The 13,554-nt window shown below is 66.6% G+C and carries 9 protein-coding genes; 7 read left to right on the top strand and 2 right to left on the bottom strand.

Features of this window, described 5'->3' with window-relative positions; all coding sequences use genetic code 11:
- On the bottom strand, positions 1 to 1,414 hold a 1,414-nt coding region (locus tag ABZW18_RS18985; RefSeq protein WP_356188732.1), incomplete at its 3' end, for a GAF domain-containing protein.
- A 587-nt stretch (positions 1,415 to 2,001) separates the two neighbouring features.
- Between ABZW18_RS18985 and ABZW18_RS18980 the strand changes: the two genes are divergently transcribed.
- The 5 genes from ABZW18_RS18980 (at position 2,002) to ABZW18_RS18960 (ending at position 7,217) form a co-directional block, all read left to right on the top strand.
- On the top strand, positions 2,002 to 2,571 hold the full coding sequence (locus ABZW18_RS18980; RefSeq protein ID WP_356188730.1) for a hypothetical protein: 570 nt from the start codon (positions 2,002 to 2,004) through the stop codon (positions 2,569 to 2,571).
- A 539-nt stretch (positions 2,572 to 3,110) separates the two neighbouring features.
- A complete protein-coding gene (locus ABZW18_RS18975) occupies positions 3,111 to 4,286 on the top strand; it encodes an MAB_1171c family putative transporter (RefSeq protein ID WP_356188728.1) in 1,176 nt (391 codons plus the stop codon).
- A 447-nt stretch (positions 4,287 to 4,733) separates the two neighbouring features.
- Positions 4,734 to 5,477, top strand: coding sequence for a helix-turn-helix transcriptional regulator (locus ABZW18_RS18970; RefSeq protein WP_356188726.1), 744 nt, complete (start codon positions 4,734 to 4,736; stop codon positions 5,475 to 5,477).
- Positions 5,478 to 5,490: 13 nt separating this feature from the next.
- Entirely contained in the window at positions 5,491 to 6,069 is a 579-nt protein-coding gene (locus ABZW18_RS18965) for a hypothetical protein (protein ID WP_356188724.1), read from the top strand.
- Positions 6,070 to 6,473: 404 nt separating this feature from the next.
- Positions 6,474 to 7,217 (top strand): hypothetical protein, encoded by a 744-nt coding sequence (locus ABZW18_RS18960; RefSeq protein ID WP_356188722.1) that lies wholly within the window; start codon positions 6,474 to 6,476, stop codon positions 7,215 to 7,217.
- A 360-nt stretch (positions 7,218 to 7,577) separates the two neighbouring features.
- Here ABZW18_RS18960 and ABZW18_RS18955 read toward each other — a convergent pair whose 3' ends face one another.
- Complete coding sequence (locus ABZW18_RS18955) at positions 7,578 to 8,048, bottom strand: ATP-binding protein (protein WP_356188720.1); 471 nt, start codon at positions 8,046 to 8,048, stop codon at positions 7,578 to 7,580.
- Between the two features lie 1,602 nt (positions 8,049 to 9,650).
- Between ABZW18_RS18955 and ABZW18_RS18950 the strand changes: the two genes are divergently transcribed.
- Positions 9,651 to 11,225 carry a BTAD domain-containing putative transcriptional regulator gene (locus ABZW18_RS18950; RefSeq protein ID WP_356188740.1) on the top strand — a complete coding sequence of 525 codons (1,575 nt, stop codon included), beginning with the start codon at positions 9,651 to 9,653 and terminating at the stop codon, positions 11,223 to 11,225.
- 105 nt (positions 11,226 to 11,330) lie between these two features.
- Entirely contained in the window at positions 11,331 to 13,214 is a 1,884-nt protein-coding gene (locus ABZW18_RS18945) for an FAD-dependent oxidoreductase (RefSeq protein ID WP_356188718.1), read from the top strand.
- Positions 13,215 to 13,554 lie beyond the last annotated feature (340 nt).

Raw genomic sequence — 13,554 nt, 5'->3', positions numbered from 1 at the left:
TTGCCGGGAGCAGGAGTACGGCGGAGTCACCGTGCATGCTCTTGAGTCCGTTCATGCGGTGGGCATAGGAGGAGGCCCAGGTGCACGCCTTGGTCTGGGCTCCCCCCTCGGGGCGGGCTATCACCACCACATGAGGCGCGCTCAGGTCGATGCCGAATCGGCGTGCGCGTTTCTCGAGCTGCTGCCGTGGGCGCTGCGGGCTGACCAGCAGATCCTCGAGGAGCTCGTCACGCACCTGGCCCTCCGCCGAGACACTCCTGCTGCTCTGCAACAGCAGCATGACCGCCGTGGCTTGCGCTGCGGACCGGAGCAGCCGCTGGTCCCGGTCCGCGAGCGGGCGGCAGGGATCGAGGAACAGCGTGCCGAGGTACTCGTTGCCGGTGACGACAGGCATGGCCCACATGCCGTCGTCCAGTTGCACCGGCGCCGGCTCGCCGACCGCGTGGGCGTCCATCGCGGCCACCACCAGGGCGGATTCCTCCTTCTCCGGCATGTCCCCGGCCGTTGCGAGGACCGTGCCGTTGGCGGAGAGGATCAGCAGGCCGCCGTCGAACCGCTGGCTCATATCCTTGGCCAACGCCCGGAGATCGCCGCCCCTGAGCACCAGTTCGATCAGTTGGTCGTGGATGACGCTGAGCTCCCGGGCACCCCCCAGATCGGCTTCGCACCGTGCCGCGCCGTGCCTCAGGTCGCTCAACTCGGCATTGATGCGCTCGCAGTGCCGGGCCCTCTCGGTGGCCACACCGGCGATGTCTCCGAGGGAGCTCAGCAACGAGATCTCGTCCGCGCTGAAGTGACGCACCCTCCGGTCGGCCACATACAGCACGCCGAGTGACTGTGTGCAGTCGCTGAAAGGGACCGCCATGATGGCGTGAAGACCTTCTGCCCCGACCACCTCATCGATGCTCTCGCTGTGCTGGAACCGATGGTCGGCGAGGTAGTCGGGGGTCCAGAAAGGTGAGGGGCTGGCCGTCGCAACGCTGCCGATCCCGGCGCTCGACGGCAGCCGCAGCCCGACTCTCAGTGCTGCGGTGTGACCATCGGAAGCGCACACACGGAACGCTCCGTCGTCGTCCGGGAGGCTGATGCAGGACATGTCGGCGCCGAGAAGGAGTCGCGCCCGCCTGGTGATGATCTTGAGTGTGGACTCCAGATCGTGCGGCGCAGCCAGTTCCCGCGCCGTGTCCACGAGAGCGGAGAGGCCTGTCTCACGCTGCTGGCGCTGGTACAGCCGAGCGTGGATGGCCATCCCTAATCGCCTGGCGTGTTCCACCGCCTCCAGCTCGGCGCCGGTGGCACCTCGCTGGCGAGCTTCCTGTACGGGCGTATCGAGAAGGTCCGCCGGTCCCGCGCTGACCAGCAACTCCAGCACGGCGAGTACGTCGGACCCCGCTCCGGACGTCTCCTGCGACACGACGGCCCCTGTTCTTGGCTGTTTTGGACGACGTCCCGTGGGAGCACCCTGAGCCGCACGTCGCCTGGATGGAATGGTCCGGCTGCGTCGCCAGCTCCGCGTTCGGGCGCTGAAGGGGAGCCGCAGACGGGCCCTCGCTGGTCGTTCACGGCCGGGCAGGCTCCAAGCACTGTCTGAGCCTTCCTCAAGCCCGCCTGCTGCCTGATCACCCACTGCCGAAGCCACTCGTGGTGTGCGGAGCGCTTGATCTCATTCACAGTCCGTGTTTCGGCTGCCAATGCCCAGTTAACAGCGAGGGCGATCGGGAGATCTTGGGCAGACCTTGCTTCGTTCTTGCCTCGTTGGTGAACGGGCGGCGATCTGCGAGATCAGCGCGCGGGAAGCCTCGGATTCAGACGCGGAACACCCGGAGGGCAGCAGACCGACACTCTGGGTTCCTTATGGGTGGAATTGCAAGCGATGCGAGCATCCGGCCCCACGGTCAAGCTTTCGTCAGCATGTGCGTGTCTCCTATACTTGACACGGCAAGAGCCGCTGGGAGAGCGCATCAAGACCAACACCCGGAGTGCCCGACCTAGGACGGCAGCATGGATCGGCATGAGCTCGATGAACTCTGTGAGCAGATGCTTGACCGGTTCAGTCTGCCGCGTGCAGCCACGTACAAAGACGCCTGCCGTCGGGTGTGCGAGGTGATGAGCGAACTCCTCAGCGCTTCAGTCGAGGTGAAGTTCATCCGCATGCGCAGCGGCGGGCTCAGCGGGGCGACCGTACGGCTCCACGACGGATCGTATGCCGTGTTGTGCGCGAGCTCTCGGTCCTGGTACCACCGGCTGGGAATCCTGCTCCACGAGTTCGCGCACGTGCTCCTCGGGCATGAAGGCGTTGGCCAGGCGCACCTGGAGAGCCTGCGCCGGTTCGCGCCGCACCTGCCCAGCAGGATGTCGGAGATCATCGCCTCTCGAACCACTCACGCCGAGAAACAGGAACTCGAGGCCGAGGAGTTCGCCGACAGGCTCCTCTATTCGCTGACCGAGCGTCAGTACTTCGAGGATGCCGAAATCCGGCCATCGGAGGTGACGCCGCAGGTCATGCGGGTCGCCGAAGCGTGGGGTACCGGAGCAGCCGGATCAAAACGATCGAAAAGGCCGGCGGACTGAGAGACCTCGCACCGCAGCAGCGCATTGAGGCCGCGCCGCAGCGAGCATGCTGTCCGCAACCGGTCCCCGTGCGCGCTGAGGGCCATCCGGCGGGACGGGCCGAAGTCGGCGAGCACGCTTGGTGGTTGGCCGGGAAACTGCGGCCCTGGACGCGGCCGGCGCCAAGGACACGTCGATCGCACGACTGGAGTTGCGGCACCGCCAGTGGGCCCGGGCCGAGGACCGCATCCGCGCCGCCCGGGACACCAGCCCTGCACCCCGACCTCGGAGCCGTGGAACCCGGTGCCCGCCCGACGCGACAGCCGGGCCGCCGGCCTGCTCAAAGCCGGCCCAGGAAGCCGAAACGTTCCGCCGCACAAGCCGACGGAACTGTTCAAAGTTCGAGGCTGGATGTACGCCAACCGCCGTCGCTATCATCCGTCCGTGCCGACGCGGGAATGAGGGATGCGGATTGGGTGTGGGAGCGTCGGCTGGCGCGACAGGGCGGCCGCTGTGCACATTCTCCAGTGCCCGGGAAGAACGACCCCAGAGGGACCTCAGTGATCTTTAACATCGTCGCTCTCATTGTTGCCGTCGCGTACACGAGTGTGCTCGCTCATAAGTTCCGGCAATTACGCACCCATCACGGTAATCCCAGGCTGTTGGCCCTCTGTGCAGCAATCTACTTTCCTACCGCGGTCGCGTGGCTGTCTGCGCCCGCGACACAGCAATGGATCAACCGGGCTACAGGCATACCCAATGTCTCGATTCTGGTGGTGGCCAGCCATATGACGGCGACCGCTGCATCCTGGTTGACACTGGGCTTGTTTTTGCACCATTCGGCCAGTATGGCGTGGAAGTGGTCACGTTGGGCCATAGCGGCCTACGCTGTGGACATTGCCGGCATGGCCGTCCTGTTCAGTTTGTCGAACGTTCCCGTAGAGCGTGTGCACAACGATTTCGCCGCCACCTACGTGCCGTACCAACTCACGGTTTTCGCCTTCTACATGGTCTTTCACCTGCCAGCGGCGGCCGGGACCTTCGTCGTGACCTTCTGGTGCCTCACCTGGGCACGTTTGGACGACTACGCAGAGTTTCCCCGACTACGACGCAGGCTTCGCCTCTTCGGCATGGTCGCCGCGCTTGCCAGTATCTACCTCCTGTTCATGGCAGCCAGCGTTATCGCGGTGAGATTCCAGCTCTACGACGCCGGACCCCAGATCAAAGTAATCGTCCTGACGTTCAATGTGCTGACCGTTCCTCTGTTGCTCGGGCTGATGGTGGGGATCCCGCCGCTACGTGCCTGGCTGCGTCGGTGGCGGGCTTTCTTCACCCTGAGGGGCCTGCACCGCACGCTCCGGTCCGTGTCCCCGGAAAGCGTCATGGTTATCCGTCGGCAGAGGCTGGATCCGTATCATCGCGTGCGCCGGATCGTGATCGAGCTCAACGACTGGCGCCTGATACTCAAGCCCCTCTTTGATCCCGCGGTGCGCGAGACAGCCGATCGGTTGGGTCGGGAATCCGGCCTCACCCACGACAGGCTCACAGCTGCTGTCGAGGCAGCCCAACTCCGGGCCGCGCTCAAGGCGTGGCAGCGTGGAGCGCGACACTCCGAGGACGCCGAGATGCCTCCGGACGATGAGCAGATCCTGGACGCCAGCAGCATCGAAGCCGAAGTCGGCTGGTGGCTTCGGATCGCGCGGGCGTACAAGCGGCCCTGCCTCTCAGACGCGTGAATCCGACCGCACCAACGCCGTTCGCACGGGAACCGTCGCTGTCCGCAAAGTGGAGTTCCTGACCGACGCCGTCGATCGGCTTCGACGGCGGGGACGCGATGGTGGTGCTTGCTGAGCACCACAGCAGGAGCGCCACGGGCGCCCGATCTTCGAACGACCGCGGGCAGGGGACCCGGCAGCGGCCCAGTGGCGTCCTTGCCCCACCCGCAGGACCCCACCGTCGCGACGATCACGTGGTGCTCAATAAGGAAGCACGCTGCCCGACCCTTCGTCACCCCGGCCGTCGCCACCAGCGTATTCATACCCCCGTGCTGAAGAGTGATGGCCTGCTACTACTGCAGTTTGCTAACCTTCGGATGGCTTGAGCTGACCAGCAGCCACTCCTGCGTGACTGGCTGGCAGCAGGGTTGGCGCACCCGATGAGGGAATCGTTGTGGAGGTGCGGCTATGGCGAGGGATCTGTCCCTGTCGTTCGCGGCCATACTCGTCGACCTGTGCCTGCACCCCGTCGGTCGTTCCCAGCGTTACACCAACAGCGAACTGGCCCAACTCGTCGCCGACAACGGCGGGGACATCACTGACGGCTACATCTCCCACCTGCGTAAGGGGCACCGGGACAACCCTACGCTGCAGACCGTCCAGGACCTGGCCGCTGCGCTCGGGGTGAGCCCGGCCGTCTTCGTCGGAGGCCGCCGGGAACGCCTCGGTGTCGAGCAGCCGCGCCGGTCGTTCCCGGACAAGCTGCGCCGCCTGTTCCACGTGGTCCACCCTCCCGACCGGGGACCGTACACTCCGGAGGAGGTCGCGAATTCCATCACTGATAACCGTAGGTACGGATCGATCTCCTCCAGTTATATTCGCGAACTGCTCAATCCGCCGCCGCAGTTGCCGCCCAACCCCCGGCTGAAGCACCTACTGGGGCTTGCCGACTTTTTCGGTTTGGCTGACGACGACGGGCCGCAGGCAGCCTACTTCCTCGACGACCACCTAGCGGCCACGATCGATGCCGAGCTCGACGACTACGCGGCCTTCAGGGACGCCGGAGTCGTGGAGTTCGTCACGCGGATGGCCGTGCAAGCACCCCAGTGGAGCCCACAGATGCGTCGCCAGGCCATTGAAGCCTTCTCGCATGCCGTCGAGTCCGGCGAGAGCGCCTGGGCGTTTCCGCTCAGGAAGGACGGTGCTCAATGAAACAGTCAGGGTCATGAAGATCGCTTTATGGCTCAGCAGGGAGATCGGTATGGACGAGCGCGAGCGCAGGGAACTCTGCGACCAGGTGGTCGGGCAGTTCAACCTCTCGCATACGGCGACCTACCGGGACGCCTGCCGCCGTGTCGGCGAGGTGATGAGCGAGCGCCTCGGCGCGCGTGTCGAGATCAGGTTCGTGGTCCTGCGCAACACGCGCCTCAGCGGTGGGACGGCACGGCTCGCCAACGGAACGTACGTCGTCTGCTGCGCGAAGTCCCAGTCCTGGTACCACAGGCTCGGCATTCTGCTGCACGAACTCGCGCACCTGCTCCTGGGCCATCAGCCCACCGCCCTCGGACCCGGAAAGGGCGTGCGCCACTTCGCGCCGCATCTGCCGAGCAAGATGGCGCGCTTGGTCGCCGAGCGGACGACCCATACCCAGTACGAGGAACGGGAAGCCGAGGAGTTCGCAGACGACCTCATTGGGCGCCTGACCGAGCAGCAGAACCTTGTGGAGGCCGTAACCCCGTCCGAGGCGACACCGCACGTGATGCGGATCGCGGAGGGACTGGGGCCCGTCCCCAGGAAGCGCTAGTGCCCGCATCCGTTCCTGTCGGCCGGCGTTGGCTGCGCAGTCTTCCAGGGACCGCGGGGGCTGTGCCGAGAGAGCTGCAACAACCGCCGGAGCCGATCTTCGAGGCGACCCCCATTTCGTGCTTGTGTGCAACATCCTGGCGGCTTCTCGCCGCGGCAGTATACTTGCTTGCTCGGATGGCCTACCGTGCAAGCATCTCGGGCTCGGTGAGCAGTTCAGGGCACTCGTACCTGGCGCATCCATGAGTCTCACCGGGGCCCTCACGGCTCGGTGCCTCTGGCATGTATGGCGCGCCAGAGAGATCTGGTGGCCTCTGCTGGGGAAGTTCAGCAGTGGCCTTCTTGGCCGGCGGCCGGGTTGATCCCCAATGACCGTCGCGCCGGGGACTGGTGGGAGGTGTGGCTGTGTCTGATGGTCCACCGCAGTCGTTTGCGGCCATCCTCGATGACTTGTGCCTGTCCCCTGTTGGCCGTGGCCGGCGGTACACCAACATTGAGCTCGCTCAGATCGTCAGCAGCCTCGGCGGGGACATCACCGACGGTTACATCTCTCATCTGCGCAAGGGGCACCGGGACAATCCCACGCTGCAGACGATCGAGTACCTGGCCGCTGCGCTTCAGGTGTGTCCGGCCGTCTTCGTCGGCGGTCGGAGGGAGCGACTCGGCGACGAGCGGCCACGGCAGTCGTTCCCAGCAAAACTGCGCCGTTTGTTCCACGCGGTCCATCCTCCTGGGCGAGGTCCGTACACCCCCGAGGAGGCCGCAAAAACGATCAGCGCGGAGGGGAAGTACGGATCGATTTCCTCCAGTTACATCCGTGAGCTGCTCAATCCACCGCTCGACTCCCTGCCCAACCCCCGGCTGAAGCACCTGCTGGGATTGGCAAGCCATTTCGGCCTGGCGGACGATAACGGCCCGCAGGCGGCCTACTTCCTTGACGACGATCTGGCCGCCACGATCGACACCGAGCTTGACGACTACCTGGCCCTCAGGAACGCCGGAGTCATCGAGTTCGTCACAAGGATGGCCGAGCAGGCACCGCAGTGGAGCCCGCAGATGCGCCGTCAGGCCGTCGACGCCTTCATGCAGGCCGTTGAGTCGGGCGGCACCACTTGGGCGTTCCCGCTCAGGAAGGACGGTGCTCAGTGAAACCGTCGAGCGATGCAGATCGCTGAAGATGGGAACACGCTCGGTCGGCGTGCAGCGTCAGCACTCCGGCGCCTCTCGGGCGCGACGGACGATTGCCGGATCCGGCGGTACGACATGAGGTCGCACGCCGTGAACGCCGGGGGTCACCACCGTCTCAGAGAAATGAGGGGCCCACTCCCGGTCGCATCTCACAGGTGCAGAACGCGAGAATCCCGTTTGGATTCCAGAGACTTGATCCACCTGGGCGGCCGACCGCGACGAAGCTCTAACGCTCCAGCGCGCAGGAAAGCCTGGGATGAGCCGACACCGGAGCACGCTCTGTGCTGGGTCGTGCCATGATTCCGCCGCAAGCGGACCACCTCAGTCTTGGTTGCTGCCGACCGCCGAGCTGGTGTCGAACAGGCACCATGTCGTCTTCGTGCCGCTCCCGTTCCTGTGAAACCCCCACCTGTGGGAGAGGTGCCCGACCAGCTGAAGTCCCCGCCCGTGTTCCTCATAACCGTTGGCCTGTCGCAGCATGGGATCTTCGGAGGAATCGTCTTCGACCTCAATACGCAATGCACCTTCGGCGTAGCGTAAAGCGAACCCGACAGCTGTGCATGGGGCGTACTGGACAGCGTTGGTGACCAACTCGCTGGCCACAACCTTCGCGTCGTCTATGAGCGATGCCAGGTTCCACCGAGTCAGGTGTTCTTCCACCAGATTCCGGGCGGCTTTGGGGAGGGTCTCGATCTGGCAGCGGTCGGCAGGGTTAAGGATGAGTGCGGCCTCGCGCGGAGCAACGTGCGGAGTTTCCGCGCTCACGGCACTGCTGGTGTCGGTCCAGATCATTGTGACCCCTCAGATGTAGGACAAGTTGAGCTGAGCAACGCTCCGCTGGGCCCCCGCCGGACTGCCACTGCAATGGATCACAGGCCGATCGCCCGGTTCCCCTCGTCGTCGAGCCGACCTGAGACTGCCGCGTTTTGCAGGAGAGGTGGCGCCGAGTGCCGGTGCAAGGGCTGGGCGGGCTTCACCCATGTCGCAGCGAACGGATGGAGCCGCCGCCTGCAGAGGCGGGACGGCGGTCAGCGCCATGGATCGCACCGCACCAGCGCTCTTGACAGATGGTGAGAAGCGTCTGCAAAGAGCACGAGGCCTCCTTCCGCACCCGATATCGTCCACATGGCGCAGCGGGAGCGACAGCAGCACATCTACTTCTGTGGCGAAATCCGGCTGACTCCGCCACATCGGTCCGACGCCTGTCCTAGAAGGTACCCACGGTCCGACCCCAGGACAACTGCTGTGGTGAAGTTACCGACGAGATTATTCAACAGTATGAGTTGTGGCGATCGTCGCCCCTGCCCGCCGTGTTGAACCGCCCAGTTCATGAAGTCGATGGCGTGCTCGACGCGTTGATTTCGACGCGTACGTCGAGTACGTCGCCAACCGACCTCCACCCTCTCGACGACGGCCGAACGTTGGTCCCAGGCCGGGTCTGCGACGGGCGGGGGATCCTGGCGTTGATGGTGCGGATGGCTCAAGCCCGCCGGCCGGCGGAGCGCAGGCCGCAGCTCCGCGTCGGCTCCCTCCAGACCCGAACGGGCCGCGGCCCTCATGGTGTTGGACCGGCCGGAGTGCGCCGAGCTCCCGCCTGTCCAGGTGTGGACGCGGGAGCTGGACGCGGGCAATTACGGGTGCTCGCTCTCGACGATGTACCGGATCCAGCGCGGGCGCGGGAGCAGAAGGTGACTCGCCGTCGGTGCTCCACCCGCGGCCGCCCCCAACCCGCGCTTGACGGCACCTTCCAAGGACGCACAGCAGGTCTGCCGGACGCCCTGGCGGCTCAGCCACGATGTCGGATCCGCCACGGAGTCATACTGGTGCGCGAGGCTCTGGGCGACTTCGCTACAGCAGTTGTCCTACTGGGGGGTTGCGGTTACCTTCTTCCCTGTCACCGATACTCGTGTGGCGACACCCTGAAGATCTTGCCACACAGGTATTGATTGCTGCGCCCGCTTCCCACGACCACCCCGAAGCCGACGGCAGCAGCCGACCCTCCTACATCCAAGAGGAACACGATGACCGGGACTGCCACCTGCCGTCCCCGAGCGCGGCCGCTTCGAGCTCGGCCGGGCGGCACCGTTCACGCCCTGCGCGGCGAGGGCCTCCGTATCTCCCGCGGGGGGAGAGATCCTCGGCCTGGTCGGCCGGAGCTCCTCAGACGAGACCACGCCGACCCGCATCCAACTCGGGTGGCCCAAGCCCACCTCGGGGCAGGACTGGGTCGAAAGTCGAACTCACCGGCCTGCATGGGCGGGCACCACGCACACAGCAACGTCGTACCGGCTTCGTACGGTCGCGCGCCGCGGGCGAGTCGGCGAGACCGCAACGGCGTGACTCCCTCCGTACCGGGAGGACGGGTTGGTTGGAAGAAGGGGGTTGGTGGCCGGGATGACGGTGGAGTTGGGGGTCCTGGGTAGCATCGAGGTGGGTGTCGACGGTCGGCTGGTCGATCTCGGCCATGCCCGGCAACGGCTCCTGCTGGCGGCCTTGTTGGTGGATGTCAACCGTGAGGTGAGCATTGGTCAGCTGGCGGAGCGGTTGTGGGGGGAGGAGCCGGCGCAGCGGGGGACGTTGTATGGCTACCTGTCGCGGCTGCGGCAGGCCTTGGCCGTGGCGGAGGGTGTGGATATCGCCCGTCGCTCTGCGGGTTATGTGCTCGCTGTTGATCCGGCGGTGGTGGATCTGTACCAGTTCCGCGATCTGGTGGAGCAGGCGCGCAGGGCGGACGGGGATGAGCAGGCCTCGGCGTTGTTCGGGCGGGCTGTGGGGCTGTGGCGGGGGGAGGTGCTCGCTGGTGTGGGGACCCCGTGGAGCAGCGCGGTACGCGCTTGCCTGCATCACGAGCGGCTCGCTGCGGAGCTGGACTGGGCGGATGTCCGGTTGCGGCTAGGTCAGCACAGCGGTCTGCTGCCGGTCTTGCGTGCCCGTGCCGGGGAGCATCCATTGGATGAACGGCTGGCAGGTCAGCTGATGCTGGCGCTGTACCGGTGCGGGCGGACCGCCGAAGCGCTGGGGCACTACCAGTACACCCGGGGGCTGCTGGTCGAGGAGTTGGGTATCGACCCGGGCCCGGCGCTCAAGCGTCTGCACCAGCAGATACTCACGGCCGATCCCGCTCTTGCCCCGGGGACGGGGGTAAGGGCCAGGTCCGCTCCGGCTGCTACGGCGTCGGTGCCGGTGCCGCGCCAGTTGCCGGCGCCGTCGGGCTTGTTCACCGGCCGGACGCGCGAGCTGGCCGCGCTCTCGGCAGCGCTGGAGGGGCAGGCCGATTCCGGAGGTACCGTGCCCATCTCGGCGATCGGCGGCATGGGAGGGATAGGCAAGACCAGCCTGGCCCTGCACTGGGCCCATCACCGTCAACGACTTTTCCCGGACGGGCAGTTGTATGTCAACCTGCACGGCTTCGGTCCCTCCAGGGAGCCCGTACCGCCTGCCGTGGCGGTACGGGGTTTCCTCGACGCACTGGGTATGGAGTCCGCGGCGGTCCCCGCCGAGCCGGATGCCCAGGCCGCTCTGTACCGCAGCCTGGTGGCGGACAAGCAGATGCTGGTGGTGCTGGACAACGCCCGTGACTCCGCTCAGGCCATCCCGCTGCTGCCGGGCAGTCCCGGCTGCATGGTGCTGATCACCAGTCGGCACCAGCTTGCCGGCCTGGTCACCACCCACGGAGCGAAACTCCTCACCCTGGACGCCCTGTCCGAGATCGAGGCCCGCCGGCTCCTCACCCGCCACCTCGGCGAGCACCGCCTCGGCGCCGAACCCGACGCGGTCACCGCGATACTCAAGCGCTGCGCGGGCCTGCCACTGGCGCTGAGCATCGTGGCCGCGCGCGCTGCCATACAACCCCGTCTCCCCCTTGCCCACCTGGCCGAAGAACTGTCCGAAGCCGACACCGGGCTGTACGCACCGGATTTCGGAGGAGCCTCCACGGACGATCTCCGCACCGTCCTCTCCTGCCAGTGACACCCATGCCACCCCCGACTCGTCGAGTCGCTCCCGGTGATCGGAAACGGCCCTCTGACCTGCAAATACACCGTCGGGACGACAGGATCTGAAACCTGCGACCCCTTGGCCCCCGGCACATTGCGGGAGGCATTCTCCGAGGTCAGCGGGTGTGAGGCGCATGGTCGGTCGTTCTGCTGTGCTGGTGATCTGCGTAGCGTGTGGTTTCGAAGTGGTCCCAGACGCGACACCGGCTTGATGGTCATTCCCGTGCGGCAGCCGAAAGATCGATCCCAGGGGCCGGCCCCAAGGCTGGACAGCCTGTCGCGGCGAGCCGCGCATGACCCGCCGGCCGCCATTAGGCTTGCACAGGTGACGTGGCCGGTCATTTTCGTGGTGGATCATGACCCGAGTTCGCTTCGCGTGCTGCTCGCCGACCTCACGCGACGGTTCGGCAGAGCATTCACGGTGAACGGCGCGGGCTCGCCGGAAGCCGCGCTCATCGCGGTGCAGGAACTGGCGCGGGCCAGGGAACCCCTCGCACTGCTGCTCGTGGACGACGACTCCGTCGACGTCCTCACACGGGCACATGAGCTGTATCCGCGCGCCAAGCGTGTGCTGCTCGTGGACCGCGACTACTCGTCGACCAGCCCGGCCGTACAGGCGATCGCGCTCGGCCGCGCCGACTACCACATCGTGCGACCGTGGGCGGACGACGAGATGCTGTACCGCGCGGTGAGCGAGTTCCTGTCCTCGTGGACGAAGGATCAGGAACCGAAATTCGAGCTGTTCCGCGTCGTCGCCCGAAAGGGCGACCGCCGTGTGCTGCGGCTGCGCGATGTGATGGCGCGCTTCAACCTGCCGTTCGCGGTCTACCCGGCCGAGGAGGAGGCCGGACGGCGTCTGCTGAGGGAGGCCGGCATCGACGCGTCGCACCTGCCGGTGGTGATCCGCCATGACAGCCAGGCGTTCATCGATCCGAGGCTGCCCGATCTCGCGCGCGCGCTCGGGGTCAGCGTCACGAACGACATGGACGTCTGCGACGCCGCCATCGTCGGCGCCGGGCCGGCCGGCCTGACGGCGGCCGTGTACGCGGCGTCCGAAGGACTGAACACCGTGCTGCTTGAGCAGGCCATCTCGGGTGGGCAGGCCGGGACGAGCCCGATGATCAGGAACTATCCGGGGTTCCCCCACGGCATTGCCGGCGGCGACCTCATGGAGCAGACCTGCGAACAGGCGTGGCTGATGGGCGCGCACATCGTCTTCGCACAACAAGCGGTCGCGCTCGAACGCCGCGGCGACCGGCGAGTGGCGCACATGCTGGACGGCTCCGAGGTCAGCGCACGCGCGGTGTTGATCGCCACAGGTGTCGACTGGCGGCGACTCGGCGTGCCGGGCCTGGAAGCTCTGGTCGGTTCCGGCGTGTTCTACGGCGCGGCCGTGGGCGAGAGCCGGGCGATGCGAGATCAGGACGTCTTCATCGTCGGCGCCGGGAACTCGGCCGGTCAGGCCGCGGTGCATCTGGCCAAGCACGCTCGCACGGTCACCTTGGTGGTGCGGGGCGACAGCCTGGCGAAGTCAGCGTCGGCCTATCTGGTGCGTGCCGTCGAGGCGACGCCGAATATCATCGTCCGCCATCGGACGGAGGTGGTCGACGGTGGCGGCGATGGGCACCTGGAACACCTGACGCTCGGGGATCGGACGGCGAACACCGTCGAGCGGGTTCCGGCAGCCGCACTGTTCATCATGATCGGCGGTGAACCGCACACACAGTGGCTCCCGGACAGCATGGCGCGCGACGGGCAGGGCTACCTGGTGACGGGGCGCGAGATCCGCGAGGAGTCCCCCGCGCGCTGGCCACTCGGTCGAGACCCCATGCCGCTGGAGACGAGCATGCCCGGCGTATTCGCGGCGGGAGACGTACGGAAGGGCTCGATCAAGCGTGTCGCCTCGGCGGTGGGCGAGGGAGCTACGGCCGTGCGCCTGGTGCACGAGTACCTGGGCAGCTGAGCCGATCCGGACCTCGTGGAGTCACAACCTTTGGCACGCAACACTGCCGTCCTGGCTTAATGCTGGAGTCGACCCTGCGGAGGTCGCCGAACGAGCCGGGAACAGCGTGGAGGTGCTCTGGGCCTGGTCCGGTCCGGTCCGGTCCGGTCCGCGGATAGTCCACGGATGCTGATCTCTGCTGTGTAGGCCTGGCACCGATCGCGGAGACGTCCTCGCTGGTCATCATCCGTGCGGCAGTGCTGCCCCCCGTCGGCCGGCGCCCGCACCGTCACGGACTCCGTAGTCCAGGAGCGAGCGGCCCCCTGGTGCCGCCTCATCGCCGGCGCGATGGTCCCTGAGG

Source organism: Streptomyces sp. NPDC004647 (assembly GCF_040609575.1).
Lineage (GTDB): Bacteria > Actinomycetota > Actinomycetes > Streptomycetales > Streptomycetaceae > Streptomyces.
This window is presented reverse-complemented; position numbering and strand designations above follow the sequence as displayed.

Excerpts from the sequence above, each read along its gene's own strand:
- ABZW18_RS18965 (WP_356188724.1), top strand. The coding sequence starts at position 5,491 with ATGAAGATCGCTTTATGGCTCAGCAGGGAGATCGGTATGGACGAGCGC.
- ABZW18_RS18970 (WP_356188726.1), top strand. The coding sequence starts at position 4,734 with ATGGCGAGGGATCTGTCCCTGTCGTTCGCGGCCATACTCGTCGACCTG.
- ABZW18_RS18980 (WP_356188730.1), top strand. The coding sequence starts at position 2,002 with ATGGATCGGCATGAGCTCGATGAACTCTGTGAGCAGATGCTTGACCGG.
- ABZW18_RS18955 (WP_356188720.1), bottom strand. The coding sequence starts at position 8,048 with ATGATCTGGACCGACACCAGCAGTGCCGTGAGCGCGGAAACTCCGCAC.
- ABZW18_RS18950 (WP_356188740.1), top strand. The coding sequence starts at position 9,651 with ATGACGGTGGAGTTGGGGGTCCTGGGTAGCATCGAGGTGGGTGTCGAC.